The organism is Streptomyces sp. NPDC050147, from assembly GCF_040660195.1.
GTDB lineage: Bacteria > Actinomycetota > Actinomycetes > Streptomycetales > Streptomycetaceae > Streptomyces.
The window spans coordinates 45,541-70,744 of sequence record NZ_JBFALJ010000037.1 but is presented as its reverse complement, the minus strand read 5'-3'; the positions used below and the strand labels follow the sequence as shown (position 1 = coordinate 70,744).

At 72.1% G+C, this 25,204-nt stretch carries 22 protein-coding genes; 5 read left to right on the top strand and 17 right to left on the bottom strand.

Annotated features, from left to right (window positions below; genetic code table 11):
• Positions 1-124 precede the first annotated feature (124 nt).
• Positions 125-2,773, top strand: a complete 2,649-nt coding sequence (locus AB0I94_RS38675) for an AAA family ATPase (protein ID WP_363314486.1) — start codon at positions 125-127, stop codon at positions 2,771-2,773.
• Between the two features lie 454 nt (positions 2,774-3,227).
• Here AB0I94_RS38675 and AB0I94_RS38670 read toward each other — a convergent pair whose 3' ends face one another.
• The 4 genes from AB0I94_RS38670 to AB0I94_RS38655 are packed head-to-tail and all read right to left on the bottom strand — an operon-like array spanning position 3,228 to position 6,737.
• Complete coding sequence (locus tag AB0I94_RS38670) at positions 3,228-4,316, bottom strand: nitronate monooxygenase (RefSeq protein ID WP_363314485.1); 1,089 nt, start codon at positions 4,314-4,316, stop codon at positions 3,228-3,230.
• Positions 4,313-5,110: a CoA-transferase gene (locus tag AB0I94_RS38665; RefSeq protein WP_363314484.1), complete on the bottom strand. Its 798-nt coding sequence runs from the start codon at positions 5,108-5,110 to the stop codon at positions 4,313-4,315. Before AB0I94_RS38665 ends, AB0I94_RS38670 begins: the two co-directional genes overlap by 4 nt.
• Positions 5,107-5,970 carry a CoA-transferase gene (locus tag AB0I94_RS38660; protein ID WP_363314483.1) on the bottom strand — a complete coding sequence of 288 codons (864 nt, stop codon included), beginning with the start codon at positions 5,968-5,970 and terminating at the stop codon, positions 5,107-5,109. Before AB0I94_RS38660 ends, AB0I94_RS38665 begins: the two co-directional genes overlap by 4 nt.
• Positions 5,967-6,737: an enoyl-CoA hydratase family protein gene (locus tag AB0I94_RS38655; protein WP_363314482.1), complete on the bottom strand. Its 771-nt coding sequence runs from the start codon at positions 6,735-6,737 to the stop codon at positions 5,967-5,969. The genes AB0I94_RS38660 and AB0I94_RS38655 overlap by 4 nt, the downstream gene beginning before the upstream one ends.
• A 67-nt stretch (positions 6,738-6,804) precedes the next feature.
• On the opposite strand from AB0I94_RS38655, the gene AB0I94_RS38650 reads away from it, so the two are divergent.
• Together AB0I94_RS38650 and AB0I94_RS38645 are read left to right on the top strand one after the other, a co-directional pair.
• Entirely contained in the window at positions 6,805-7,596 is a 792-nt protein-coding gene (locus tag AB0I94_RS38650) for an SDR family oxidoreductase (RefSeq protein WP_363314481.1), read from the top strand.
• Positions 7,593-8,525, top strand: a complete 933-nt coding sequence (locus AB0I94_RS38645) for an SDR family oxidoreductase (protein WP_363314480.1) — start codon at positions 7,593-7,595, stop codon at positions 8,523-8,525. The genes AB0I94_RS38650 and AB0I94_RS38645 overlap by 4 nt, the downstream gene beginning before the upstream one ends.
• A 100-nt stretch (positions 8,526-8,625) precedes the next feature.
• On the opposite strand, the gene AB0I94_RS38640 is transcribed toward AB0I94_RS38645, so the two are convergent.
• On the bottom strand, positions 8,626-10,128 hold the full coding sequence (locus tag AB0I94_RS38640; RefSeq protein WP_363314479.1) for a SulP family inorganic anion transporter: 1,503 nt from the start codon (positions 10,126-10,128) through the stop codon (positions 8,626-8,628).
• A gap of 118 nt (positions 10,129-10,246) precedes the next feature.
• Entirely contained in the window at positions 10,247-10,591 is a 345-nt protein-coding gene (locus AB0I94_RS38635) for a hypothetical protein (RefSeq protein ID WP_363314478.1), read from the bottom strand.
• A gap of 273 nt (positions 10,592-10,864) precedes the next feature.
• Between AB0I94_RS38635 and AB0I94_RS38630 the strand changes: the two genes are divergently transcribed.
• Positions 10,865-11,881 (top strand): alpha/beta fold hydrolase, encoded by a 1,017-nt coding sequence (locus tag AB0I94_RS38630; RefSeq protein ID WP_363314477.1) that lies wholly within the window; start codon positions 10,865-10,867, stop codon positions 11,879-11,881.
• Positions 11,882-11,934: 53 nt separating this feature from the next.
• On the opposite strand, the gene AB0I94_RS38625 is transcribed toward AB0I94_RS38630, so the two are convergent.
• From AB0I94_RS38625 to AB0I94_RS38590, 8 genes are all read right to left on the bottom strand, one after another.
• Complete coding sequence (locus tag AB0I94_RS38625; protein ID WP_363314476.1) at positions 11,935-13,632, bottom strand: serine/threonine-protein kinase; 1,698 nt, start codon at positions 13,630-13,632, stop codon at positions 11,935-11,937.
• Positions 13,633-13,731: 99 nt separating this feature from the next.
• Positions 13,732-14,865, bottom strand: a complete 1,134-nt coding sequence (pcaD, locus tag AB0I94_RS38620; protein ID WP_363314475.1) for a 3-oxoadipate enol-lactonase — start codon at positions 14,863-14,865, stop codon at positions 13,732-13,734.
• A complete protein-coding gene (locus AB0I94_RS38615) occupies positions 14,862-16,295 on the bottom strand; it encodes a lyase family protein (RefSeq protein ID WP_363314474.1) in 1,434 nt (477 codons plus the stop codon). The genes pcaD and AB0I94_RS38615 overlap by 4 nt, the downstream gene beginning before the upstream one ends.
• The gene (pcaG, locus tag AB0I94_RS38610; RefSeq protein ID WP_363314473.1) at positions 16,292-16,846 is read right to left on the bottom strand and encodes a protocatechuate 3,4-dioxygenase subunit alpha; all 555 of its coding nucleotides are present in this window, start codon (positions 16,844-16,846) and stop codon (positions 16,292-16,294) included. The genes AB0I94_RS38615 and pcaG overlap by 4 nt, the downstream gene beginning before the upstream one ends.
• The gene (gene pcaH, locus AB0I94_RS38605) at positions 16,846-17,616 is read right to left on the bottom strand and encodes a protocatechuate 3,4-dioxygenase subunit beta (protein ID WP_363314472.1); all 771 of its coding nucleotides are present in this window, start codon (positions 17,614-17,616) and stop codon (positions 16,846-16,848) included. Before pcaH ends, pcaG begins: the two co-directional genes overlap by 1 nt.
• 52 nt (positions 17,617-17,668) lie before the next feature.
• A complete protein-coding gene (locus tag AB0I94_RS38600; protein ID WP_363314501.1) occupies positions 17,669-18,871 on the bottom strand; it encodes a thiolase family protein in 1,203 nt (400 codons plus the stop codon).
• Between the two features lie 2 nt (positions 18,872-18,873).
• Positions 18,874-19,572, bottom strand: coding sequence for a CoA transferase subunit B (locus AB0I94_RS38595; RefSeq protein WP_363314471.1), 699 nt, complete (start codon positions 19,570-19,572; stop codon positions 18,874-18,876).
• The gene (locus AB0I94_RS38590) at positions 19,572-20,354 is read right to left on the bottom strand and encodes a CoA transferase subunit A (RefSeq protein WP_363314470.1); all 783 of its coding nucleotides are present in this window, start codon (positions 20,352-20,354) and stop codon (positions 19,572-19,574) included. Before AB0I94_RS38590 ends, AB0I94_RS38595 begins: the two co-directional genes overlap by 1 nt.
• A 229-nt stretch (positions 20,355-20,583) precedes the next feature.
• Between AB0I94_RS38590 and AB0I94_RS38585 the strand changes: the two genes are divergently transcribed.
• Positions 20,584-21,051 carry a MarR family transcriptional regulator gene (locus tag AB0I94_RS38585; RefSeq protein ID WP_363314469.1) on the top strand — a complete coding sequence of 156 codons (468 nt, stop codon included), beginning with the start codon at positions 20,584-20,586 and terminating at the stop codon, positions 21,049-21,051.
• A 15-nt stretch (positions 21,052-21,066) separates the two neighbouring features.
• Here AB0I94_RS38585 and AB0I94_RS38580 read toward each other — a convergent pair whose 3' ends face one another.
• The 3 genes from AB0I94_RS38580 to AB0I94_RS38570 form a co-directional block, all read right to left on the bottom strand.
• Positions 21,067-22,011, bottom strand: a complete 945-nt coding sequence (locus tag AB0I94_RS38580) for a DUF3048 domain-containing protein (protein WP_363314468.1) — start codon at positions 22,009-22,011, stop codon at positions 21,067-21,069.
• Between the two features lie 38 nt (positions 22,012-22,049).
• A complete protein-coding gene (locus AB0I94_RS38575) occupies positions 22,050-23,855 on the bottom strand; it encodes an FAD-dependent oxidoreductase (protein WP_363314467.1) in 1,806 nt (601 codons plus the stop codon).
• A 214-nt stretch (positions 23,856-24,069) separates the two neighbouring features.
• A complete protein-coding gene (locus AB0I94_RS38570) occupies positions 24,070-25,131 on the bottom strand; it encodes an ATP-dependent DNA ligase (protein WP_363314466.1) in 1,062 nt (353 codons plus the stop codon).
• Positions 25,132-25,204: the final 73 nt, after the last annotated feature.

The following is a 25,204-nucleotide window of genomic DNA, read 5'->3' as shown; positions in this document are numbered from 1 at the left end:
TCCAGCTCTGGACTTGGCCTTCACCCCTTGTGGGAGTTGCTGCCCGGACCCCGCACCGCGAGGCCTTCTCCCCAGCTAGTCTCGATGTCTGTACGTCGATTGAGCGACCTCGGGAGGTAGCGCGATGACGCAGGGACGGCCCGGAGGCGCCACCGGGGCCCCGTTGTGGGAGCGCGACGCGGAACTCGCCGCGGCCACGAGGGCCGTTGACGAGCTGTGCTCCGAATCGACGACGGCGGGCGGGCTGCTCGTCTTCCAGGGCGAGGCGGGCATCGGCAAGACCGCGCTGCTCGCCGAGGTGCGCCGTATCGCCGAGGGGCGGGCCGTGGTGTGGTCCGCGCGAGGCGGCGAGACCGTCACCTCCGTCCCCTTCAACGTCGTACGCCAGTTGCTGCAACCGGCCCTCGTCGCTCTCTCGCCCGAAGAGGCACGGGAGTATCTCGGCGACTGGTACGAGATCGCGGGCCCCGCTCTCGGCATAGCCGAGCCGACCGGTCTCCAGGCCGACCCGCAGGGCGTGTGCGACGGCCTGGTCGAGGCGGTCGCCCGGCTCTCGGGGCTGCACTGGCCGTTGGTCCTGCTCATCGACGACGCGCACTGGGCCGACCAGGAGACCCTGCACTGGCTGGCCGCGTTCGCCCAGCGCCTCGGTGAACTGCCCGTCCTCGTGGTGGTCGCCCACCGGCCCGACGATGCCACCGGCGAGAGCGCGCGCCACCTCGCGGCGGTCGGCGAGGCGGCCCGTCCGCTGCCCCCGCTGCGCGCGCTCACCCCGGACGCGGCCGCCGGTCTCACCCGGGCCACCCTCGGCGAACACGCGGACGCCCCGTTCTGCCGCGAGGTCTGGGCGGTCACGGGCGGCAATCCGTACGAATCCGTGGAACTGCTCGCCAAGGTGCAGGACAGCGACCTGGAACCGGTGGAGGGCTCCGCCGCCGAACTGCGCGCCCTGAACCGCTCGGCGCGCGGTCGTGGACTCGTCGCCCGTCTCGAAGGACTCGGCGCGGACGTCACGCGGTTCGCGTGGGCGGCCGCGATCCTGGGCACCGCCATCCCGCTGGACCTGGCCGCCTCGCTCGCCGGGATGACCCGCGAGAAGGCCGAGCGGTGCGCGGAGCGGCTGCGCACCGCGCGCATTCTGCTCGGTGCCGACGACGGCCTGGAATTCGTTCATCCGTTGATCGCCAGCACGGTCTACCGCTCGATCCCGCCCGCCACCCGCACCGCGTTCCACGGCCAGGCCGCCTGGGCCGTCACGCTGTCGGGCCGTGGCGCGGCGGCCGCGTCCCGGCATCTCCTGGAGGTGCATCCGGACGACGACCCCGAACTGGTCGAGCAGTTGCGTGAGGCGGCGGCCGAGCACCTCGCCGTCGGCGCGCCGGACGCGGCCCGCCGCTGCCTCGAACGCGCCCTGCGGGAACCGCCGCTGCCCGAGACCCACGCGCGCGTGCTCTACGAACTGGGCTGCGCCACCCTCCTCACCTCGCCCGCCACGACCATCGGCCACCTGCGCGAGGCCCTCCACACCCCGGGCCTCGACCGCAAGCTCCGCGTGGACGCGGTGTGCCGCCTCTCCCAAGCCCTGGTGCACAACGACCAGTTGGAGGAGGCCCTGCGCGTCGTGGACGCCGAGGCCGAGCGTCTCGACCCCGGACCCGACCGGATGCGTCTGGAAGGGGTCCACTACATGTGGGAGGGCATCCACGCACGCGAGGACGACGCGACGGGACGTTCGCGCCGCCTTGCCGCGCTCGCCGGGCCACTGCCGGGACGCGACAACTCCGAGCGCGCCCTGCTGATCCTGCGCGCCTTCGACGCCATGACCCGAGGGGAGAACGCGGAGGAGGTCGTCGAGCTCTGCGACCGCTCCCTGGTCAACGGCCGCCTCGCACCCGGGCTCGGCTGGACCGACACGGAGTGGGGCTTCGAGCTCTTGACGATGCTGGGCGGCGCCTACATCTTCACCGACCGTCTCGACCGCGCGGAGAGCGTCTTCGCCGAGGGGGTGCGCGCCTATGAGGCCGCGGGCTGGAGCGGCGGTCATCTGGCCGTCGCCAAGGCCTGGTTGGGTTTGGTGTACCGCAGGCGTGGACGTCTTGCCGAGGCGGAGGAGTCGCTGCGGGAGAGCCTTCGTCTCACCGACCGTGTCGGCAGCGGCCTGCCGATGCACTGGGACGCCGCGTGCAAGCTCATCGACGTGCTGCTCTCCCGCGGCAAGGTCGCCGAGGCCCAGGAGGCGGCCGATCGCTACGGCATCGCGCCGCCCTACCCCTCCACGATCTTCCTGCCCGACATCCATTACGTGCGCGGCCGTCTGCTGATCGCCTCCGGCCGACGACCGGAGGGCATCAACGAACTGGAGGTGGCGGCGAAGACGGCGAACGAACGCGGCTGCTACAACACGGTCGTCAATCCCTGGGCGTACGAGCTCGCCCGAGTGCTTGCCGTCGAGGATCCTCGGCGGGCCGGGGAGCTGGTCGCGGAGGCACGGGTCCGTGCGGAGCTCTTCGGAACGGAGACGGCGATCGGCGAGGCGCTGCGGTGCGCGGCGTCCCTGGAGAGCGGCCAGCGGGCGGTCGAGCTGTACGCACGAGCCGTCGCCTGCCTGGAGGCGTCGCCGTGCGCCTACGAACACGCGGTCGCACGGGTCGAGTACGGCATCGCGGCAGGCTCCGCGACGGAACTGGCGCGCGGTCTCGCCCTGGCCGAAGTATGCGGGGCGGCAGGGCTGGCCGCCCGAGCGCGGGCTTCCCTGCAGGTGGCAAGGGTCTGAGCAGCCCCGGCGCGGGCGGCGTCCAATGCCTGCCTGCCGGCCACCCTGCCGCCGGACGGCCTCGGCAACCCTGCCCGCAGGACCGCCCCAACGCCGTGCAAGCCCGGCACCCTCCGTACACTGGCGGCGTTTGCACCCCGCCGGGTAGACCCCGCCGTACGGCCCGCTAAGCGGCTCGGGGGCTGAGAGCAGACCGGCGCCGTCCGCGCACGCGCCCGCACATCGGCCGACCGCCTGCGCCCCGGTGGGCATCTGCCGCCATACACGGGCCGGAGGACCTGGGCCCCGGCGAACATCGGCTCCGGTACATCGGCCCACCGCCTGCGCCCCGGCGAGCATCTGCCCCCCGTACACCGGCCAACCACCACCTCCGCCCGTAAGCATCTCCCCCCGGCACACCCGCCCGGCGTCTCACCCCCGGAAGGGATCGGGTAAAGCCCCCGGAGGGCCCAGTTCACTGCTCAGCGCGCCGCAGGCCGCCGTTCAGTAGTTGTGCCGTCACCGTCGTCGCCTCCGTCATCACCCCCGTGACCAGCTCCTCGCACGACGGCAGGTCCTCGATGATCCCCGCCACCTGCCCGGCGGCCATGACCCCCGCCTCCGGGAAGCCGTCCACCATCGCCGACTTCAGCATCATCGGCGTGTTCGCGGCGAGCAGGACCTGGCTCCACGTCATTCCCTTGCCGTGGCGCATCGCGAGGCCGTCCCGGATCATTTCCCGCCACCCCATGCCGGACATCTTCCGGAACGCCGCCGCGTGCCGCACGGCCCGCGCGAGGGATGCCGTCCGCCCCGACTTCTCCAGCGACGCGACCAGCTCCGTCCGCAACATCCGATGGGGGAGACCGTCGACGCGCGTGGTGACCGTGACGTCCTTGACCGACGCGGCCAGATAACGGGCCTTGACCGCGTCCGGAACCGTCGAGTCCGACGTCAGCAGGAAGCGCGTGCCCATCGCGACCCCCGCCGCGCCATAGGCGAGCGCGGCGACGAGCCCCCGGCCGTCGAAGAAACCGCCCGCCGCTACCACCGGAATGTCCACCGCGTCCACGACCTGCGGCAGCAGCACGGTCGTGGCGACCTCGCCCGTGTGCCCGCCACCCTCACCGCCCTGCACGACGACCGCGTCGGCGCCCCACGCCGCGACCTTCTCGGCGTGCCGGCGCGCGCCGATGGACGGGATGACGACCACCCCGGCGTCCTTCAGCTCCGCGATCAGCTCCTTCGAGGGGGCGAGCGCGAAGGACGCCACCCGCACCCCCTCGTCGACGATGACCCGCACCCGGTCCCGCGCGTCGCCCGCGTCGGCGCGGAGGTTGACCCCGAACGGCTCACCCGTACGGGACTTGACCTCACGGACGGCGGAGCGCAGCTGGTCGACGGTCATCGTCGCGGAGGCCAGGATGCCGAGGGCGCCCGCGTTCGCCGTCGCGGAGACCAGGCGCGGGCCCGCCACCCATCCCATGCCGGTCTGCACGATCGGATACCGGACGCCGACCAGTTCGGTCAGCGCCGTCTCCATGCTCGGCGGGGGCGGCGTCACGAGCGCACCTCGCGCTCGCGCAGACCCCGCGGGTCGACCACGTCCCGGATCAGCCGCAGCTCCTGCGCGGACGGCTCGCGGGTGCGGGGCACCTCGTCCGCCGTCGCGAGCGCGAAGCCGGTCGACTCACGCACCTGCTCCACCGTCACACCCGGATGCAGGGACACCAGGCGCATCGCGTGATCCGCCGCCCCGAAGTCGAAGACGCCGAGATCCGACACGACCCGGCGCAGGTCGTGGAAGCGGGTCGCGGAAGGGCCTGCCGCCGCCGCGCTGTCATAACCGACGCCACTGATCATGTCGACCCTCTCGACGAAGACGCGCGTCGAGTGGCGTGGGATCCAGTAACTCACGGGGTTGTTGAGGGTGTTGACCGGGGCGCCGCGCACTCCGAGCAACTGGCGTCTGGGCCGTTCCCAATCGCCGATGCAGGAGATGTTCTGGTTCCCGAAGCGGTCGATCTGGCTCGCGCCCATCATCACGTGACGCCTGCCGCCCATGACCATCGTCAGATGCTTGCGGTACGGCAGCCAGCCCTCCGTCACCGCCGACGGCGCCCCCACGGCGGGCACGTCGCCGATCAGCATCGCCTCCCCGTCCGTCAGCAGCAGGTCCGCCGAGAACGTCAGCTTGGCCAGGCGGGCGGCGATCGTGGGAACCGTGCCCATCGGCGACGCGAGGATCTCGCCGGCGTCCCGCCATGCCTCGGCACAGGCGATCACGCAGTATTCGGCGCGGGTGGCGGCGGTCGCATCGGCCGCACCGGACGCAGCCGTCGGGTCGGTCCGCGTCATCGCTGCTCCTTGTGCCAGGTCTGGACGGCCGCTTGGTAGTCCTGCTCGGTGCCGGTGAGGAAACGGTCCTCGAATTCCTTCCAGGTGTCCGGGTCGCCCGCGGCGGCGGCGTACGCCTTCTGGAAGGGTTCGTCGCGGTCGTAGTCCGGCACGCACGACGTGAAGTGCGCACCCTGGGGCGTCTCGGCCACACCCGTCACGGCGTGCCGGGAGACCAGCATCGTCTGCGGCGCGGACCGTTCGGTGAGTTCGCTCGACTCGACGATCCGCTCGCACGACACGTACGCCGTGTCGGACGCCTCGCAGAACAGGTCGTCGAAGTACGGGTCGGGGCCCAGATACTGGGCGTTGCCCAGGCGGTCGGCGCGGTTCAGGTGGACCAGCGCCGCGTCCATCCGCAGGGCGGGCACGGCGACCAGCTTCTCCCCGTCCTCGTACGGCGAAGTGATCGTACGCAGATGGGGGTTGACCCGCAGGACGTCCGAACCGAGGCCCGCGCGGATCGGCAGGAACGGCAGCCGCTGGGCACCGGCGGTCAGACCCTGCATGAACATCGCCTCGTCCAGCTCGACCAGTTCGAAGGCGCCACGCTCGCGTGCCGCGCGGAAGTGCGGCTCCAAGGGGATCGAGTCAAGGGTCGTGAACGCCGTGACCAGCTTGCGGATCTTCCCCGCCGCGGCGAGCAGGCCGACGTCCGGGCCGCCGTACGAGACGACGGTGAGGTCGGTGATTCCGGACCGGAGCACGGCCCGCACCAGTGCCATCGGCTTGCGGCGCGAGCCCCAGCCGCCGATGCCGAGCGTCATTCCGCTGCGCAGCCGCCCCACGACCGCGTCGGGCGTCATGGTCTTGTCCGTCATGCCCTGCCCTCCTCGCTCTCCGTCCCGGGGCCCGTGCCGAAGCCCTCGCGGATCCGGTCGGCCAGGCCGCTCAGGTTCGCCTCGAAGGTGAAGCCCTGCTCGAAGCGGTAGCTGCGGTGCACGTCGACCGGGTCGATGCCGTTGATCGCCGCCTTGGCGAACCGCAGCAGCGTCCCGTCCTTCCGTGCTATCTCGCAGGCCAACTCCAGGGCGGCGGCGCGCAGTCGCCCGCGCGGCACGACGCGCCACACGGAGCCGTGCGCGTGCAGCTGTGCCGCGGTGGCCGTGCGCGAGGTGTAGTACAGGGCGCGCATCAGGTGCTGCGGCACCAGGCGCGCGAGATGTGTGGCCGCGCCGAGCGCACCGCGGTCGAGCTCGGGCAGGCCGAACGTCGCGTCCTCGCTCGCCACGATCGCGTCGGCGTTGCCCACCAACCCGATGCCGCCGCCCAGACAGAAGCCGTTCACCGCGGCCACGACCGGGACCTCGCATTCGTAGACCGCTGAAAACGCTTCGTAGCACCCGCGGTTGGCGCCTATCAGGGCGCTGTGGCCGCTGTCGCGCTGCATCTCCTTGATGTCCACGCCCGCGTTGAAACCGCGGCCCTCGGCGGCCAGGACGACGCAGCGCGTCCCGGTGTCGTGGCCCGCCGCGCGCACGGCGGACGCCAGGTCGAACCACCCCCGCACGGGCAGGGCGTTGACGGGCGGGAAGTCGACGGTGACGACGGCCACGCCCTTCTCCGGGGTGGAGGTGGAGACAGACATCAGAGGATCCGCTACCTTTCAACCAGGCCCTTCAACCAAACATTTGTTAGTTGGAAAGGTAGCAGCGATGACTGACACCCGACAGGTGGTCGTCGTCACCGGCGGCACCCGAGGCGTCGGCGCCGGTATCGCCCGCAGCTTCCTCGCCGTCGGCGCGCGGGTGGTCATCTGTGCCCGCAGACCGCCGGACCGTCCGGTCCAAGCGGCGGGAGCAGCCGCCGAGTTCCGGCCCCTCGACCTGCGCGACGCGCAGGCGGCGCACACGTTCTTCGCCGCGGTGGCCGCCGACCACGGCCGGTTGGACGCCCTGGTGAACAACGCGGGCGGCACGCCCTTCGGACTGCTCGCCCAGTCGGCCCCGGCCCGCCAGGCCAAGATCGTCGAACTCAACCTGCTGGCCCCGCTGTACGCGTCCTTGGCGGCGTACGAGGTGATGTGCGGCCAAGAGGACGGCGCGGGCAGCATCACCATGATCGGAAGCGTCAGCGGCTCCCGGCCCTCACCCGGTTCCGGTGCCTACGGGGCGGCCAAGGCCGGCCTGGAGAACCTGGCGCGCACGATGGCCGTGGAGTGGGCCCCGAAGGTGCGCGTGAACACCGTCGTGCTCGGCCTGGCCCGCACCGAGAACGCCCATCTGCACTACGGGGACGAGGACGGCATCGCGGCGGTCGCCCGCACCGTCCCGCTCGGCCGCCTCGCCGATCCGTCGGACGTCGGCGACGCGTGCGTGTTCCTCGCCTCAGACGCCGCGCGCTACATCAGCGGCGCCGCACTGCACCTGCACGGGGGCGGCGAACGCCCCGCCTTCCTGGACGCCGCGTCCGTCAACCGTCGAACGCATCCGAGGAGTTCCGCATGACCTCAGCCAAGAAGCCGGGCACGGGAATCTGCGCGGGCCGCGTCGTGATCGTCACGGGAGCGGGCCGCGGCCTCGGCCGTGCGCACGCGCGCGCGTACGCCGCCGAGGGAGCCAAGGTCGTCGTGAACGACCTGGGTGTCGGTCCCGACGGCTCCGGGGCGTCCGGCGGGCCCGCGCACGACGTCGTCGAGGAGATCCGCGCGGCGGGAGGCGAGGCCGTCGAGCACGGCGGTGACATCGCCACGACCGAGGGCGCCGCGTCCCTGGTGCGGGCCGCGCTCGACACGTACGCAAGCCTCGACACCCTCGTCAACAACGCGGGGTTCCTGCGGGACCGGATGCTGGTCAATCTTGAGGAGGACGACTGGGACGCGGTGATGCGCGTTCACCTGAAGGGGCACTTCCTGCCGATGAAAGCCGCGGCGGCGTACTGGCGCGGCGAGGCGAAGGCGGGGCGCGCGCGGCACGCGTGCGTGATCAACACCAGCTCCGGGGCCGGGCTGCTGGGGAGTGTGGGGCAGGGGAACTACAGCGCGGCCAAGGCCGGGATTCTCGGGCTCACCATGGTCGCCGCCGCGGAATTCGCCTCCTACGGCGTGCGGGTCAACGCCATCGCGCCCGCCGCGCGCACGCGCATGACGGAGCGCACCTTCGCGCAGACCATGGCCGCACCCGAGACAGGCGGCTTCGACGCTATGGCCCCGGAGAACGTCTCGCCGGTCGTGGTGTGGCTCGGCTCCGAGGCGTCCGCCGGTGTCACGGGCCGGGTCTTCGAGGCCGAAGCGGGGCGCATCACCGTCATGGAGGGCTGGCGGCCGGGGCCGACGGCCGACAAGGGGGCCCGCTGGACCCCCGCCGAGGCGGGCGACGCGGCGCTCAAGCTGCTGGCCGGGGCCGAGGTGCCCCAGCCGGTGTACGGGGCGCGATAGGGCGAACAGCCGCCCGAGCCGGGACGGGCCGCACCACGGGGCCCGCCCGGCGCACGATGTGACCGTGAGGCCCCGGACCCCACGCCCCCGGGCCCCGGACTCACGCTCCCGACGCCACCCGCACCGGGTCCGTGCCCTCCGCGCTGTGCCGCTCCGCCCAGTTCTCCAGCGACGTATGGCAGGCGTGGTCCAGATGCCGCAGCCCCGTGAGGTCGAGCTCGACCGGGCGGTCCGGGGGCAGCGCCTCCAGCGCGTCGAGAAGCTTGGGAAGCCGCAGGAAGGTCGCGTTGCCCGACAGGTGCACGTGGATGGGGCCCACGTGCTTGTCGACGACCTCCACATGCACGTGCGACGTCTCCCAAGCGGACTTGGTCACGGCGAGTACGAGACCGATGAGGACCCCTTCGAACATGCTCACCGTGACGATCGCCGTGGCCGTCACGACCAGGACCACCGCCTCGCCACGGTGCTCGCGCCACAGCTGCGCCAACTGCCGCACCGGGATCAGCTTGCAGCCCGCGTGCACGAGGACGCCCGCCAGCGTCGCGACCGGGATGAGGCCGAGCGCCGCAGGCAGCAGCGCCGCGAAGAGGAGCAGCCAGACGCCGTGCAGGACGCGGGACGCCTTCGTCCGCGCGCCTGCCCGCACGTTGGCCGAGCTGCGGACGATGACCGCGGTCATCGGCAGCGCGCCGAGCAGCCCGCTCACGGTGTTGCCCGCGCCCTGCGCCATCAGCTCCTTGTCGTACGACGTGCGCGGGCCGTCGTGCATGCGGTCCACGGCGGCCGCACTGAACAGGCTCTCCGCCGACGCGATCAGGGCGAACGCCAGGACGGTGCCGATGGCGCCGAGGCTCAGCAGTTCCCCGAAGGCCGCGGAGTCCGGCATCCGCACCGCCTCGACGAGCCCCCGCACTTCGACCGTGGCCACCGGTGGGGTGATGAGCAGCGAGGCGCCCGTGGCGAGCACCACGGCGGCCAGCGGCGCGGGGACGACGCGGACCTTCGAGGGCAGCCGCTGCCAGCACCCGAGGACGACGATGGTGCCCACGCCGAGTCCGAGGGCGGCAAGAGCGTCCTGCGAACCGACCGCGTCGGTGAGCATCGCGGGCAGCCCGGCGATCTTGCCGAGGCCGCTCGTGGGCGCCTCGCTGTCCGTCATGGCGTACAACTGGCCGGCGATCAGGATGAGCCCGATCCCGGCGAGCATGCCCTCGACGACGGCCACGGAGATGGCGCGGAAGAAGCGGCCGAGGCGGAGGAAGCCCATGACCAGCTGGAGGAGGCCGGCGGCGAGCACGAAGGCGCCGAGCGCGCCGAGACCGTACTGCTGCACGGCTTCGTGGACGAGGACGGTGAGTCCCGCGGCGGGACCACTGACCTGGAGGCTGCTGCCGGGCAGCAGGCCGGTGACGAGACCGCCGACGATGCCGGTGATCAGGCCGACTTCGGCGGGCACTCCGGAGGCGACGGCCACGCCCGCGCACAGGGGAAGGGCGACCAGGAAGACGACCACGGAGGCCGCGAAATCGTGTCGCGCGCCGTCGGATGCCGTGAACACGGAGCGGGCGCGGTCGAGCAAGGTGGCGAGGGAAGGCTGCATGTCGGTTGACTCCTGAGCGCCGTGGGGGGCGCATCGGTGTGACGTGGACCGGTTCGGGTCCGGCCGACGGAGCCGTCAGGAGGAGAGCCCGACGGCAGGGTCGTGCCGGAGGGCCCGATCAGCAGCGGAAGACCTGGAGAAAGGCCGGTAGTTCGCGGCCCGGGGGTTTCGGCCCGGTGTGGGCGACGGCAAGGGAGCGGCACGCGCGCGTGCCGTCGTCCGCCATCGCGTCCGTACGGGCGTGGAGCTGCGGCGCGTTGTCGGGGGTGAGGTCACGGCAGTGCGGGCGACCGCGGGCCGGGAAGCGCTCGGACTTCTCGGTGTGCGTGTCCTCGCCGCACTGCGCGTACGGCGCCGTGGCCGGTGGCGTACGGGATTGCGCGGCGGACGCGGATGCGTCGAGCCCGTGCGCGAAGAACTGGACGATCACCAAAAGCACGGCGACCAGCGCTGCGGACAGCATCCGCCCGCGTCCTCCGGCTCCCGTCACAGTGGCAAAGTCCTCACGTGGCCGCGTAACTCCCATGGTCGCCAAGTAACTTAACCGCCAGAACTGTCACCTGAGTGACCGCTCGGTGACGTGGCGCGAGAGCCACCCTTCGGTCAGGTGTGCGTGACGCGTTTGCGTGAGATATGCGTGGTGCGTTTGCGTCGGGGGCGCGTGACGCACCCGAATTGCGCCACCCGAAACCCCTGCGAAACCACCCCACCGCGCCGCCCGCCTACACTCCGGCCCATGGCGCGGATCCTGCCCTTCCAGTCCAGGCGGCTTCCCACCGGCGGCGAGAGCGAGCCCGCCCTGCGGTTCCGCACCGTGCACGGCTACCGGCGCGCGTACCGCGTCGCGGGCGAGGGGCCGGCGATCCTGCTGATCCACGGCGTCGGCGACTCGTCCGCGACGTGGGCCCCGCTGATCCCCCGGCTGGCCCGCACCCACACCGTCATCGCACCCGACCTGCTCGGCCACGGCGCGTCCGAGAAGCCCCGGGCCGACTACTCGGTGGCCGCGTACGCCAACGGAGTCCGAGACCTGCTCGGCGTGCTCGGCATCGAGCGGGTCACCCTCGTCGGGCATTCGTTCGGCGGCGGGGTCGCGATGCAGTTCGCCTACCAGTTCCCCGAACGCGTCGACCGGCTCGTCCTGGTGAGCACAGGAGGCGTCGGCCCGCAGGTCACCCCCGTGCTGCGGGGTGTCTCGCTGCCCGGCGCCGCACTGCTGCTCTCCCTGCTCGGGCTGCCCGGCGCCGGTCTGCCGGTGCGGGCCGCCGTCGCGCTGCTGCGGCTGCTCGACACCGGTCTCGGACAGGACGCGCCGGAGCTGGTGGGCCTGGTCGACGCGCTGCCCGACGTGTGGGCGCGGGCCGCGTTCATCCGCACCCTGCGGTCCGTCGTCGACTGGCGGGGCCAAGTGGTCACGATGCTGGACCGCTGCTACCTCGCCCAGGGCATGCCCACACTCATCGTCTGGGGCGACCGGGACGGCGTCCTGCCGGTCGACCACGCGTACACCGCGCACGAGGCGATGCCCGGCAGCCGCCTCGAGATCTTCCCGGGGGCCGGGCACTTCCCCTTTCACGCAGATCCCATGCGCTTCCTCGCGCTCGTCGAGGAGTTCATCGGGACCACGGAACCGGCCAGTGGGAGCACCGAGCAGTGGTGGCGTCTGCTGCGGGCGGGACGGCCGGGCGACGAGGCGTACGTCGACGCGATCGAGCGGCGGTATCGCGAGGCGAGCGAGCGGAGCGCCACCTGATCCTGGAGCGCCCTTCGGTCACGGCATGCGGGCACGCGCTCAGGCAAGGCGCCCTAGGGCGCCCGCCACACCGTCATGTCCGCGGTCAGGAAGCTGAATCCGTCGTTCGGCAGCGCGGTCGACTTCACCTGGACCACGAGCAGGGCGATGTCCCCGGAGGGGTGCTTCACACAGATCTCGCTGCCGGCCGCCACCGCGGCCAGCGGGAGGTCGTGACTGTCGGCGCCCTGGAGGGCGGTGCGGCACGAATCGAGGGTGGCTCCCGGCTTGCTGTACAGCAGGGTGATCACGCTCTTGTCGCTCTGCAGCGCACAGCGGCCCTCCCCGCAGACGAAGCGGATGTCGCCCTTGCGGTCCTTGCGTGCGACGGGTTCCCGGAGGCTCACGGAGTTCTTCTCGTCGAACCATTCCTGGGGGTACGCGACGGGTCGCGGCGGTGCGGACGCGGTGCCGGAGGACTTCGAGGACGGGCGCGACGTGTCTGACGTCCCGTCGCTCTTGTCACCGGCCTCGGAGTTCTCGCCGGTCGACGACCGCTCGCCGTCCCCGGACCCCGATGTGGACCCCGACGTGGACCCTGACGACCGTCCGGAGGCATCCGAGCCGGAGGCGTCGGAGTCGGACGCGTCCGACTGGGAGAAAGTGTCCCGGACGCGCAGGCCCGTCGCGTCCATGACCGTCCACGTCAGGCCGAGCACCAGCAGCGCGCTCACCGTCACGATGGCCGTGATGAGCGCGTTGCGTCTTCGGCGGGCCCGCCGCTCGTCCGTCCCCGGCGACTGGGTCGCCGGCAGGGAACGAGGCGGCGCGAACAGCGGCAGCGTGTGCACCGGGGTGGGGTGGGGGACCGGCGCCGGAACCGTGACCTCGGGCCCCATGACGTCCCGCCAGACGGCCGGTCCCGCGCCCGCGTCGGTGTCCCGGCCAAGACGCTGGCGGCACCACTCGACGATCTCAGCCGGGGTGGCCCGCTCCGCCGGATCGGCGGCCAGGCACTTGGCGAACAGCGGACGGAGCTGCGCGGGCAGAAGGGAGAGATCGGGCTCCGAGTGCACGATCCGGTACAGCACGCTGACCGAGGGACCGTCCCCGTACAGCGGCTCGCCCAGTGCCGCGAAGGCCGCTGTCTGGCCGAGCGCGAAGACGTCGGTGGCCGCGGTGACCTCACCCGCGGACGCCTGCTCGGGGGCCATGAACTGGGGCGTGCCGACGGCGGAACCCGTGGCCGTGTACGGGGAGGTGGCGCTGGAGGTCAGCGAGATGCCGAAGTCGATCACGCGGGGACCGTCGGCGGCCAGCAGCACGTTCGACGGCTTCAGGTCACGGTGCACGATCCCGGCGCCGTGGATGGCTTGCAGTGCCTCGGCTATACCCGCCACCAGCCACAGCACCGCCGGTACCGGCAGCGGGCCGCGCCGGGCGACGGCCTCCGTCAGGGAGGGGCCGGGTACGTACAGCGTGGCAAGCCAGGGCGGGACGCCTTCCGCGTCGGCGTCGATCAGCTCGGCCGTATAGGCGCCCCGGACCCGCTGGGCCGCCTTGATCTCCCGGCCGAACCGCCGCCGGAAGGCCGGGTCGTCGGCCAGCTCGGGCCGTACGACCTTGATCGCGACCGGCCGGCCGCCCTGCGTGTGCGACAGATAGACCCGGCCCATGCCGCCCGCGCCGAGCCGGGCCGCGAGACGGTATCCGGCCACCACCGGCGGATCCTCCGCCTGTAGCGGCTGGAACACCTCAGTCGCGTCGTACATCGCCTCTTGCCCCCCGGTTCCCCTGGACTCCTGATCCCCCTGATCAGCAGCAGCCTAAAGGGTCGGCCCGAGACCTTTTACTCCTCTACTACTCCTCTGCTACTCACTACTGCTACTGGGCTGCTCCTCGGCCAGCACCCGCTGCGCCACCGCGAACGCCGAATTGGCCGCGGGTACACCGCAGTAGACCGCCGTCTGGAGCAGCACCGCGCCGATCTCCTCGGGGGTGAGCCCGATGCGGCGGGCCGCCCGGATGTGCATGGCCAGCTCCTCGTCATGCCCGTGCGCGACCAGGGCGGTCATGGTGATCATGCTGCGTTCGCGGCGCGCGAGGGTGGGGTCGGTCCAGATCTCACCCCAGGCGTAGCGGGAGATGAAGTCCTGGAAGCGGGCCGTGAAGGGTGTGGTGTTGCCCTGCGCGCGGTCCACGTGCGCGTCCCCGAGCACGGCTCGGCGCACCTGCGTCCCGCTCGCCGCCACCCCCGTCAAGTGCGTCCGCAACGCGGCGATCACGGCCTCCGGGCGCTCCGCGGGCGCCAGATGCGAGGCGCCCGCCAACTCCGTGAGGGAAGAGTGCGGCACCGCGTCGGCGATCTCGCGCGCATGGGCGGGCGGCGTCGCCGGGTCCTCGCGGCCGGCGACGACGAGCGTGGGCGCGGTGATCGACGCCAGGGAATCCCTGATGTCGTACGCGGCCAGCGCGTCGCAGGAGGCGGCGTACGCGTCGGGGTCGGTGTTCCGGTGGTCGTCCACGAGGCCGGGGACCGTGAAGCCGGGCGTGAACCAGCGGTCCGGTGCGCTCTCCGCGAGAGTGGCGAGGCCTTCGCGGCGTACGAGTGCCGCACGCTCCTCCCAGCGGGCGCTGCCGCCGAAGTGCGCCGACGAGCAGATCACGGCGAGGCTCTCCACCCGCTCCGGGTGGTGCGCGGCCAGATGCAGGCCCACGGCGCCGCCGAGTGAGACGCCCGCGTACGCGAAGCGGTCGATGCCGAGGGAGTCGGCGAGCGTGAGGACGAGGGAGGCCAGGCCGGCGACGGTGGCTCCCGGGCCGATCAGGTCGGCGGGGGACTTGCCGTGTCCGGGCAGATCCCAGCGTATGACCCGGTGGGTGGTGGCGAGTTCGGGCGCCACGGCGTCCCACAGGGCGGTGGAGGTGCCGAGGGACGAGCCGAGGAGGAGGGGCGGTGCGGTCGGGGCGCCCTCGGTGGTGTGGTGCGGCAGCTTGCCGGTCATCGTCGCTCCAGGGCTCGGTCGGTGAGGGCTCCGGCGGAGCCGGTGTAACGGGCGGGGTCGGTGAGGTCGGTGAGGTCCACGCCGGAGAGGTCGGGCTCTTCGGAGAGGATCTCCGCGAGGGGCCTGCCCTCGTCGCGGGTACGGCGGGCCGCCGAGGTGAGCAGCTCCTTCGCGCGGGCCCGGCCCAGGAGGGGGGTCAGCTCCGCGGTGAGGCGTTCGGAGACGATCAACCCGTGGGTGAGGCCGAGGTGTTCGCGCATCACCTCCGGATGGACCCGGAGGTTCTCGGCGAGTTCCGCCGCGTGGTGGCTCGCGCCGCCCACCGTGCGCAGGAGGTCGCGCAGGGTCTCCCACTCGGCGTGCCAGGCCCCCGCCGGGCGTTCGTCCTCCGCGGCCATCGACGCGTGGAGCGTCGCGGCCAGGGCGGGGGCGCGGCGGGCGGCGGCCGCGACGAGGGTGGAGCCCACCGGGTTCGCCTTGTGCGGCATGGCGGAGGAGCCACCGCCCGCACCCTCGGAAACCTCGGCGAGCTCCGTGCGGCCGAGGGTGAGGATGTCCGCGGCGGCTTTACCCAGCGCCCCCGCGGCAAAGGCAAGGGCCGAGGCGAGATCGGCGACCGGGGTACGGAGGGTGTGCCAGGGCAGATCCGGTTCGGCCAGCTGCAGCTCGCGCGCGTAGACCACAACGAGCCCTACCCCGAGCCCGCCTCGCGCAGGCGATGCATCCTCCGGCGGCACGTCCGCCGGAGAGCCCTCCGGCGCTACCCCCGACGCACCCGCCCCCGCCGGCCCCCCGCCCGTCCCGTACGCCCCGAACGCCCCGAACGCCGCCAAAGTGCCTGCTGCCCCGCCCAGTTGGGCAGGGAGTGTGTCGCGTACCTGCCGTACTCTGTCCCGCGCGTCCAGGATCATCGACCGCCAGCCCGCGGCCTTGAGTCCGAACGTCGTCGGGACCGCGTGCTGTGTCAGCGTGCGGCCCGGCATCACCGTGTCCCGGTGTTCCGACGCGAGGCGGGCCAGTGCCGCCTCCGTGCGGGTCAGGTCCGCCAGGAGCAGGTCCAGCGTGCGCCGTGCGACCAGCATCATCGCCGTGTCCATGATGTCCTGGCTGGTCGCCCCCCGGTGGACGTACGGCGCCGCCTCCTCGGGCACCGCCGCCGTCAGGTCGGCGACCAGCGGGATCACCGGATTGCCGCCGGAGCGCGCGCGGAGCGCCAGATCCCGTACGTCGAAGCGGTCGGCGTCGGCCGCGGCGGTGACGGCCACAGCCGCCCGGGCCGGGGCCAGGCCCACCTCGGCCTGGGCCCGGGTCAGCGCCGCCTCCGCGTCCAGCATCGCCTGCAGAAAGGCGCTGTCGCCCGTCGCCGCCTCGGCGTGTGAGCCCGCTCGCCCGGGGGCGAGCAGACCGACGTCGGTACCTTCAAGACTCACGGGAACTCCAGGAACACCGTTTCGCCCTCGCCCTGAAGGCGGATGTCGAAACGGTACGTGTGGCTCGTCTCTGGGCGCGCGATCAACGTCGTACGCCGCGCCGGGTCGAGGGAGCCGAGGAGCGGGTCGCCCGGCTCGTCGACCAGGTAGGCGCGCGTGTACAGGTGGTGGAGCAGACCGCGCGCGAAGACCGCGACCGCGATGTACGAGGCCCCGCCGGGCGGGAGCGTACGGACCGCCCAGTGACCGTCCGCGTCGGTCGGGACGCGGCCGAACCCGGTGAAGGCGACGCCGTCACGGCCGATGACCTCGCCTGTGACCGGGTCGTGCCGCAGCGATCCCGGAGCGCCCGTGCGGGAGCCGTCGGGTGCCGGCTGCCAGGTCTCGATGAGCGCGTCGGGGACGGGGGCACCCGCGCCGTCGTACACCTGTCCGTGCAGGGTGATCGTGTCCGGATGCCCGGTCGGCGCGACCTCGCCGCCCCGCGGGAACGGCAGCGCGTAGCCGTAGAAGGGGCCGACCGTCTGAGAGGGAGTCGGAGCGTACGACATCAGTGGTTGTCGCCTTCCTCGAAGAGCGTCGCGGACGGGCCGTCGAGCACGATGTCCCAGCGGTAGCCGAGCGACCACTCGGGGGCGGAGAGATCGTGGTCGTAGGCGGATACCAGGCGCGCCCGCGCCGCCTCGTCGGTGACCGAGCGCAGGACCGGGTCGTAGGGGAACAGCGGGTCGCCCGGGAAGTACATCTGCGTCACCAGGCGCTGCGTGAACGCCGTGCCGAAGAGCGAGAAGTGGATGTGCGCGGGGCGCCACGCGTTGACGTGGTTGCGCCACGGGTACGCGCCCGGCTTGATGGTGGTGAAGGAGTACGTGCCCTCGTCGTCGGTCAGGCAGCGGCCGAAGCCCGTGAAGTTGGGGTCGAGCGGCGCCGGGTGCTGGTCCAGCTGGTGGGCGTACCGGCCGGACGCGTTGGCCTGCCACAGCTCGACCAACTGGCCGCGCACGGGCCGCCCCGCACGGTCCAGGACGCGGCCGGACACGGTGATCCGCTCGCCGAGCGGCTCGCCCAGGTGCTGGCGCGTCAGGTCGCGGTCGAGCGCGGTGATGTCGGTGACGCCGAACGCGGGGCCGCTCAGCTCCACCGCCTCGGGATCGCGCAGCGGGACCAGCGGCTGCTTGGGGTGACGGAAGTGGCTGCTGCGGTACGGGGGATAGTCACGCGGCGGGTGGTCGGAGGGCGCGGCGGAAGCCTGCGCCTTGGCGACCTCGGTGTCTATCTCCCGCTGGCTCAGTCCGTCGGGCAGGGGTTCGGTGAGGGTCATGTCTCTCGGCTCCGTGAGGTACGGCGTGGTGGTGACTGCGGGGGGCGACGGGTCAGCGTTCGAGGACCAGGGCCAGGCCCTGGCCGACGCCGATGCAGAGGGTGGCGACGCCCGTGCCCGAGCCGCGCCGGGCGAGCTGGTGGGCGACGGTCCCGGCGAGTCGCGCGCCGGACGCGCCGAGCGGATGACCGAGCGCGATCGCGCCGCCGAGCGGGTTCAAGGCCGCCGGGTCGAGGTCGGGCCACTCGGCCGCGCACCCCAACACCTGCGCCGCGAAAGCCTCGTTCAGCTCCAGCGTGCTCAGCTCACCGAAGGACCTGCCCGCCTTGGCGAGGGCGCGGTTGACGGCCTCGACCGGCGCGAGCCCGAAGTAGTGCGGCTCGGTCGCGGACACGGCGGACGCCGATACGCGGGCCAGCGGCTCGCGGCCCGTCGCCCGCAGGCCCTCCTCGTCGACCAGGAGCAGCGCGGCGGCGCCGTCGTTGAGCGGCGAGGCGTTGCCGGGCGTGACCGTGCCTCCCGAAGCGCGGAAGGACGGCTTGAGCTTGGCCATGGCCTCCAGGGACGCGTCGGCGCGTACGGACTCGTCGCGTTCGAAGAGGACGGGCTCGCCCTTGCGCCGCGGGATGGAGAGGGGAGCGATCTCCGCGTCGAACAGGCCGTCACGCTGCGCGGCGGCGGCCTTCTGATGACTGCTCAGGGCGTACGCGTCCTGCTGCTCGCGGGTGATCCCGTGCTTGTCCGCGATGAGTTCGGCGCTCTCGCCCAGCGGGACCGTCCACTGCGGCTCCATCTTCGGGTTGACCATGCGCCAGCCCAGAGTGGTGGAGTACAGCTCGGTGTGCCCGGCGGGGAAGGGGCTCTCGCTCTTCGGCAGGACGTAGGGGGCGCGGGTCATCGACTCGACTCCGCCGGCCAGGGCGATGGAGACGTCGCCGAGCGCGATGGCCCGCGCGGCCTGGATGACGGCTTCGAGCCCGGAGGCGCAGAGCCGGTTCACGGTCACGCCCGGCACCGTCACCGGGAGACCGGCGAGCAGGGCGGCCATGCGGCCGACGTTGCGGTTCTCCTCGCCCGCGCCGTTCGCGTTGCCGAAGTAGACGTCGCCGATCCGGGCGGGGTCCAAGTCCGGGGTACGGGCGAGGAGTTCACGGATCGCGTGTGCACCGAGGTCGTCCGGGCGGACGCCCGAGAGCGCGCCGTTGTACTTGCCGACGGGGGTGCGTACGGCGTCGACGATGTAGACGTCACGCAGGCTCATGACGGGGTTCCTTCGGAGGGGGCGTCGGGGAGGGCGGCCGGGGTGGTCGCCTCGTGGAGGGTGTCGGGGATGTGGACCTTCGCCGCGGTCTTGGCGGTGATCTCGCCGGGACTGACGCCTGGCGCCAACTCCACCAGTTCCAGGCCGCTTCCGGTCACGTCCAGGACGCCCAGATCGGTGATGATCCGGTCCACGCAGCCCTTGCCGGTCAGCGGCAGCGCGCACTCCTCGAGAATCTTGGGGGAGCCGTCCTTGGCCGTGTGCGACATCGCCACGATCACCGTGCGGGCGCCGTGCACCAGGTCCATCGCCCCGCCGATCCCCGTGATCATCTTGCCGGGGATCGCCCAGTTGGCCAGGTCGCCGCGCGCGGAGACCTGCATGGCACCGAGCACCGCGACATCGATGTGGCCGCCGCGGATCATGCCGAAGGACAGCGCGGAGTCGAAGTACGAGGCGCCGGGGCGGACGGTGACCGTTTCCTTGCCCGCGTTGATCAGGTCCGGGTCCACCTCGGCCTCGGTGGGGTAGCGGCCGACGCCGAGGATGCCGTTCTCGGACTCCAGGACCACCTCGACGCCCTCTGGGAGGTGGTTGGGGATCAGCGTGGGCAGTCCGATGCCCAGGTTCACGTACTGCCCGTCCCGCAGCTCGCGCGCGGCGCGTGCGGCCATCTGCTCTCGCGTCCAGGCCATCAGTGGCTCACCGTCCCTCGTGCCTCGGGCGCGGAGACCGTGCGCCGCTCGATCTGCTTGTCGGTGGCCTGCTCGGGGGTGAGCTCCACGACGCGCTGGACGTAGATCCCCGGCAGGTGCACGGCGTCCGGGTCGATCTCGCCCGGCTCGACCAGCTCCTCCACCTCGGCGATCGTGGTCCGGCCGGCCATCGCGGCCAGGGGGTTGAAGTTGCGGGTGGACTTGTTGAACACGAGGTTCCCGTGCCGGTCGCCCTTGGCGGCCCGCACGAGCGCGAAGTCGGTCCGGATGCCGTGCTCCAGGACGTACTCCTGCCCGTCGAACTTCCGCACCTCCTTGGCCGGCGAGGCGAGCGCCACGCCGCCCGAGCCGTCGTAGCGCCACGGCAGCCCGCCCTCGGCGACCTGCGTGCCCACCCCGGCAGGGGTGTAGAAGGCGGGAATCCCGCAGCCTCCCGCGCGCAGCCGCTCGGCGAGCGTGCCCTGCGGGATCATCTCCACCTCCAGCTCACCGCCCAGGTACTGACGGGCGAACTCCTTGTTCCCGCCGATGTACGACCCGGTCACGCGCGCGATCCGGCCGGCCGAGAGCAGCACGGCAAGGCCCGACTCCATCGCCCCGCAGTTGTTGGACACCACCCGCAGGCCCGACACACCGGCCTCGTACAGCGCCGCGATCAGCACGCCGGGCACACCGCTCAGCCCGAACCCGCCCACCGCCAGGGACGAACCGTCCCGCACATCGGCCACCGCGTCGGCGGCCGAGGCCACCACCTTGTCCATCTGTCGAGCCCCATCTCTTCCAGGCCTTCGATGCCCTGCCCATTAATCAGGGCACTGACTATCTCCACGAGGTGGAACTTACGCTGCCACTCGTTCCCTAGGCCGTCAAGGGCGAGTACTGTTCAGTGCACATACAGAAAGAGCCGAGCCCAAACAGGCTTGAGCAGCCACAAGGCAGCTCAAGCAGGCACAAGGCAGCTCAAGCAGGCACAAGGCAGTGGAGGAACTCATGGCCGCGGTGGACCTGACCACCCACCCCGGGCACCTGGCCCGGCGTCTGCAGCAGGCGCACTACCTGCTGTGGAACACGATGGTCTCCGAGGAGATCACCTCGCCGCAGTTCGCCGTGCTGAACGCGCTCGTCGCCGAGCCCGGCCTCGACCAGCGCACCGTCGGCGAGCGGGTCGGCCTCGACCGGTCCACCATCGCGGAGGTCATCAGCCGCCTGATCCGCCGCGAGCTGCTCGACAAGGTCCGCGACCCGCAGGACGGCCGCCGCTATCTGCTGCACCTCACCGACGAGGGCAAGCGCACGCACCGCAAGCTGACGGTGCGCACGGCCCGGATGAACCAGGTCTTCCTCGGGCCGCTCTCAGCGGACGAGCAGAGCACGTTCTTCGACCTGATCCGGCGGGTGTCCGACGCGGCGGAGGGCCTGCGCAACCCCGCAGAGCACGTCGCCGTCACCAACGGCTGACCCGTCCGGGGCTCGTCACGCCTTCGCGTACACCACCCACACCTGCCCCTTCGCGAACGGCAGCGGCCCGCCGTCGTCCGCCGTCGTGAACTCCGTGCCCTCCTGCGGGGACGGCCGCTCCCAACGCGCTTCGTAGGCGCGGCCGTCCCGCAGGACCCGCGCCTTCCCGGAGCCGACGGTCTCGGTGAACGGCGTGTTGTTGCCCGAGCGGTCGTGGAACCGGGACTCGCGCACCTTCACGTACTGCACCACGACCGTCGAAGCCGCGAGCGTCTTGCCGTCGGCCGTACGCGCCCGCTCGCCGTCCATGGAGACCAGCCAGCGCTCCTGCCCGGCGGACCAGGTGAAGGTGAACCGCGCCGCCGGGAAGCGGACGGTGCGCTCACGTTCCGGGGTGCCGCCCTCGGGGCGCGGGCCGAAGCTGAAGCCCGTGCTCTCCAGGCCTGCGCCGCCCGGATCGGCGTCCAGTGCCTTCGGGCGTACGAAGAGGTTGTGCGGGGCCGCCTTGCCGCCGCCCCGGAAGTAGGCGTCGCCCGGCGCCTTGCCGGGCGACAGCTGGCGCAGGGGGGCCGCCGAGATCAGCGGGAGGAGCTTCGACTGTGCCCCGGAGAACACGAGCGCCGGGTCGTCGAACTGCCGCAGCAGCTCCAGATCCGTCTCCCGCGCGCTGCGCACCGGGCCGATGACCGGCGGCAGCCGGCTCGCGTACACCGCCATCAGGCGGCTCAGCCCCGCCTCGACCTGCTCCGCGTACACGACGTCCGCCGCCTCCAGGCCCGTCTGCGGACGTGCCGGACGTACGTTGTCGATCTTCACGGCGAGCACGCGTCCTCCGTCGCCGGTGGAGGTCCCCTTCCCGTCCGTGTTGCTCAGAGTGCAGCCGGGGGCCAGGGCCAGGGCGGCGACGGCCGCCACCGCCGCCACCGTCATGCGTCGTCGTGTCCGTGTCCGCGTTCCCATACGGGCTTCCTACCCCGTACGCCCCTGCTTTCCCGCATTCAGCCCAGATCGAGGGCGTTGCGCAGACCGAGCCGGTAGCGGGTGCGGTCGTGGCGCTTGAGGAGTTCGATCGCGGGAGCGCGGAACAGTGAGGCCACCGTGCACGGCGCGGCATCCGAGCCGACCCTCTCCAGAACGGTGTTCACCGCCTGGCGTGCCGACGTGTTGGCGCCCTCCATCGTCGCGAGGTCGATCGGCACGGCCACGTAGTCGCCCGCCAGACAGAGGTTGGGAATCTTCGTCGCGGCCGACGGGCGGTTGTGCAGGGTGCCGACCGGATGGATGAGCAGCTCGTCCTCGTTGGTCGGGTTCGGCGTCCCGATGCCGTCGACGCCCGGGTCCAGGAACCACGAGTGCAGCTTGCCGTCGCTCAGGACCACCTTGCCGGTGTCGTTGAGCGCGGCCTTGAGCTGCGCCCACACCTCCTTGGCGACCTCGTCGCGGGTGCACTGCTTGGCGGTCTTGCCGTAGAGAATCCCCGGCTTGTCCCATTCGGAGATGTCCACGGAGAGGCAGTCGACCGCGACACCGTCCCCGTAGTCGGCCGGGAAGTCACGGTCCGGCCAGTGGCCCGCCTGGGCGATGCCGGTGAGAGACCAGGGCGAGTCGATGCAGTTGAAGTGTCCCTTGACGGTGGGCGGGCGTTCCGTCAGATAGAACTGGATGCCCGTCATCCAGTCCGTCTCCAGCTTGTCGCAGCGTGCCAACTGCGGGTCCGCCGCCTTCAGTTCCGCGCTCCAGGTCTTGCGCGCGTGCTCCACCGGCATGGCCTGCACGTAATGGTCGGCCGTGATGTCGCGGCGTGCACCGTCGGGGTCCTCGATGACGGCCTTGGTGACGCGACCGCCCGCGAAGCCCAACTGGCGCACGCTCCAGCCGATCTTGAACTCCACGCCCAGCGACGTCAGATGGGTCACCCAGGGGTCGATCCACGCCTCGTTCGTCGGCGCGTTCAGCACCCGGTCCGGCGGCCCGTCCGCGCCCTGGCCGAGCGCGTTGAAGACGAAGGCCTCGCCGAGCGTGCCGACGGTGCGGGTGCTCGCCTCCTCGGCCTTGGTGGCGACGATGTTGCGGGTGACACCGATCGCGAGGATGCGCTGGTAGTCCTTCGACATCTTCGCGGCGCGCACGAACTCCCACCAGGGCGTCGACTCCCAGGTGGTGTCGCGGCGTTCGTCGCAGCTGGTGAGGAAGACCAGGGCGCGGTTCACGAAGTACGCGACCTCGTGCGCGGGCAGGTTGAAGGCGGTGTCGAGCAGCGCGGTGAGCGCACGTGCGATGTCGTCCAGGGTGAGCTTCTCCGGCTCGCTGCCCGGCCACGGGATCGGCATCCGGATGTCCTCGCGTCCGGTGCGCGCGAACGACATCTCACGCGGCGCAGCGAGGTTGTCCCAGACGCCGTTCGCGTTCCCGGGGAAGGGGATGCGGCGCATCGTGTCCGGGAGGTTGTGATAGATCCCCGGGATGAACCGGAACCCGTGCTCGCCCGGCAGCGGCTTCCGATTGCCCTTCGCGCTGTTCGGTACGTCCATGCTGCGGGCCTTGCCGCCGAGAGCCCTGCGCTCGTAGACCGTGACGGCGAAACCGCGCTCGGCCAGCTCGTGCGCGGCGGTCAGGCCCGCGACGCCGCCGCCCAGCACGGCCACGGAGATCTTCGCCGGATCCGCCCGCGGGGCGCCGTCGTCGGCCGCCGGAAGAGCCGCCGCCGACGATGCCGTCACCCCCAGCGCCGCCGCGCCGCCCACCGCTGCCGCCCCTGCGACCAACGTCCGTCTCGTGCTGCCCGCCGCTCCCGAGTACCCCATGGCCCGGCCCCCTTACCGTAAGTAACTCCCGTATCAGGCGAGGGAGCTTACGGTCGGCGCCGGTGACGTGGAAGCGGCGCGAGGGCGCGGGGGCGAACATTGGCGTGAATGTGTTCTCGGCGGGGCGTCACGCACGGCCGCGGGCGGTGCGGGGCGGTGCGGGCGGTGCGGCGTCCGGGCGGTGCGGCGTCCGGGCGGAGGTCGGGCATCTGACCTAACGCAGCACATGCGCCAGGTCGTACCGGACCGGCTCCTCCAGCTGGGCGAACGTACAGCTGTCAGGCGTGCGGTCCGGACGCCAGGTGCGGAACCGCGCGGTGTGCCGGAAGCGCTGCCCGTTCTCCATGTGGTCGTACGCGACCTCGCAGACGCGCTCGGGGCGCAGTGGCACCCAGGACAGGTCCTTCTTGCCCGTCCAGCGGCTGGGCGCGCCCGGCATCCGGGACGTCTCGTGCGCGGCCTCGTCCGCCCAGGCGGACCAGGGGTGATCCTGTGCCGACTCCAGGCGCAGCGGTTCGAGCTCGTCGATCAGTTCCGCGCGCCGCCGCATGGAGAACGCGGCGCAGACGCCGACGTGTTGGAGGGTGCCCGAGTCGTCGTACAGGCCGAGCAGGATCGACCCGACGACGGGGCCGCTCTTGTGGAGGCGGTAGCCGGCGACCACACAGTCGGCCGTGCGCTCGTGCTTGATCTTGAACATGGAGCGTTCGTTCTGCCGGTAGCGCAGATCGAGCGGCTTGGCGATGACGCCGTCGAGGCCCGCGCCCTCGTACTGCTCGAACCACTCCCCGGCCAGCTCGGCGTCCGTGGTGGCGGGCGCGAGGTGAACGGGGGCGCTCACGCCGTGCAGGGCTTCGGTGAGCCGCGCGCGGCGGTCGCTCAGGGGTGTGTCGAGGAGCCCCTCGTCGTCCAGGGCGAGGAGGTCGAAGGCCACGAAGGAGGACGGGGTCCGCTCGGCGAGCGTGCGCACCCGGGAAGCGGCCGGATGGATGCGCTCCGTGAGAGCGTCGAAGTCGAGATGGCCGTCCCGGGCGATCACGATCTCGCCGTCCAGGACGCAGCGGGCGGGCAGGCGGTCGAGCAGGGCCTCGGCCAGTTCGGGGAAGTAGCGGGTCAGCGGCTTGCCCGTACGGCTGCCGATCTCCAGCTCCGCGCCGTCCCTGAAGACGATCGCGCGGAAGCCGTCCCACTTGGCCTCGTACTGCATGCCCGGCGGGATCCTCGCCACGGGTTTGGCGAGCATGGGCTTGACGGGGGGCATCACCGGCAGATCCATGCCTTGATTCTGGCCCTATACGTCACTTTGTGCCCGGTATGCGACTCTCGTCCATTGCGCCTAGCGTGGCGGC

Bases quoted from the DNA above. Each gene is read 5' to 3' on its own strand.
- AB0I94_RS38675 (WP_363314486.1), top strand. From the start codon at position 125: ATGACGCAGGGACGGCCCGGAGGCGCCACCGGGGCCCCGTTGTGGGAG.
- AB0I94_RS38665 (WP_363314484.1), bottom strand. From the start codon at position 5,110: ATGACGCGGACCGACCCGACGGCTGCGTCCGGTGCGGCCGATGCGACC.
- AB0I94_RS38660 (WP_363314483.1), bottom strand. From the start codon at position 5,970: ATGACGGACAAGACCATGACGCCCGACGCGGTCGTGGGGCGGCTGCGC.
- AB0I94_RS38655 (WP_363314482.1), bottom strand. From the start codon at position 6,737: ATGTCTGTCTCCACCTCCACCCCGGAGAAGGGCGTGGCCGTCGTCACC.
- AB0I94_RS38650 (WP_363314481.1), top strand. From the start codon at position 6,805: ATGACTGACACCCGACAGGTGGTCGTCGTCACCGGCGGCACCCGAGGC.
- AB0I94_RS38645 (WP_363314480.1), top strand. From the start codon at position 7,593: ATGACCTCAGCCAAGAAGCCGGGCACGGGAATCTGCGCGGGCCGCGTC.
- AB0I94_RS38640 (WP_363314479.1), bottom strand. From the start codon at position 10,128: ATGCAGCCTTCCCTCGCCACCTTGCTCGACCGCGCCCGCTCCGTGTTC.
- AB0I94_RS38635 (WP_363314478.1), bottom strand. From the start codon at position 10,591: ATGCTGTCCGCAGCGCTGGTCGCCGTGCTTTTGGTGATCGTCCAGTTC.
- AB0I94_RS38630 (WP_363314477.1), top strand. From the start codon at position 10,865: ATGGCGCGGATCCTGCCCTTCCAGTCCAGGCGGCTTCCCACCGGCGGC.
- AB0I94_RS38625 (WP_363314476.1), bottom strand. From the start codon at position 13,632: ATGTACGACGCGACTGAGGTGTTCCAGCCGCTACAGGCGGAGGATCCG.
- pcaD (WP_363314475.1), bottom strand. From the start codon at position 14,865: ATGACCGGCAAGCTGCCGCACCACACCACCGAGGGCGCCCCGACCGCA.
- pcaG (WP_363314473.1), bottom strand. From the start codon at position 16,846: ATGTCGTACGCTCCGACTCCCTCTCAGACGGTCGGCCCCTTCTACGGC.
- pcaH (WP_363314472.1), bottom strand. From the start codon at position 17,616: ATGACCCTCACCGAACCCCTGCCCGACGGACTGAGCCAGCGGGAGATA.
- AB0I94_RS38595 (WP_363314471.1), bottom strand. From the start codon at position 19,572: ATGGCCTGGACGCGAGAGCAGATGGCCGCACGCGCCGCGCGCGAGCTG.
- AB0I94_RS38590 (WP_363314470.1), bottom strand. From the start codon at position 20,354: ATGGACAAGGTGGTGGCCTCGGCCGCCGACGCGGTGGCCGATGTGCGG.
- AB0I94_RS38585 (WP_363314469.1), top strand. From the start codon at position 20,584: ATGGCCGCGGTGGACCTGACCACCCACCCCGGGCACCTGGCCCGGCGT.
- AB0I94_RS38580 (WP_363314468.1), bottom strand. From the start codon at position 22,011: ATGGGAACGCGGACACGGACACGACGACGCATGACGGTGGCGGCGGTG.
- AB0I94_RS38575 (WP_363314467.1), bottom strand. From the start codon at position 23,855: ATGGGGTACTCGGGAGCGGCGGGCAGCACGAGACGGACGTTGGTCGCA.
- AB0I94_RS38570 (WP_363314466.1), bottom strand. From the start codon at position 25,131: ATGGATCTGCCGGTGATGCCCCCCGTCAAGCCCATGCTCGCCAAACCC.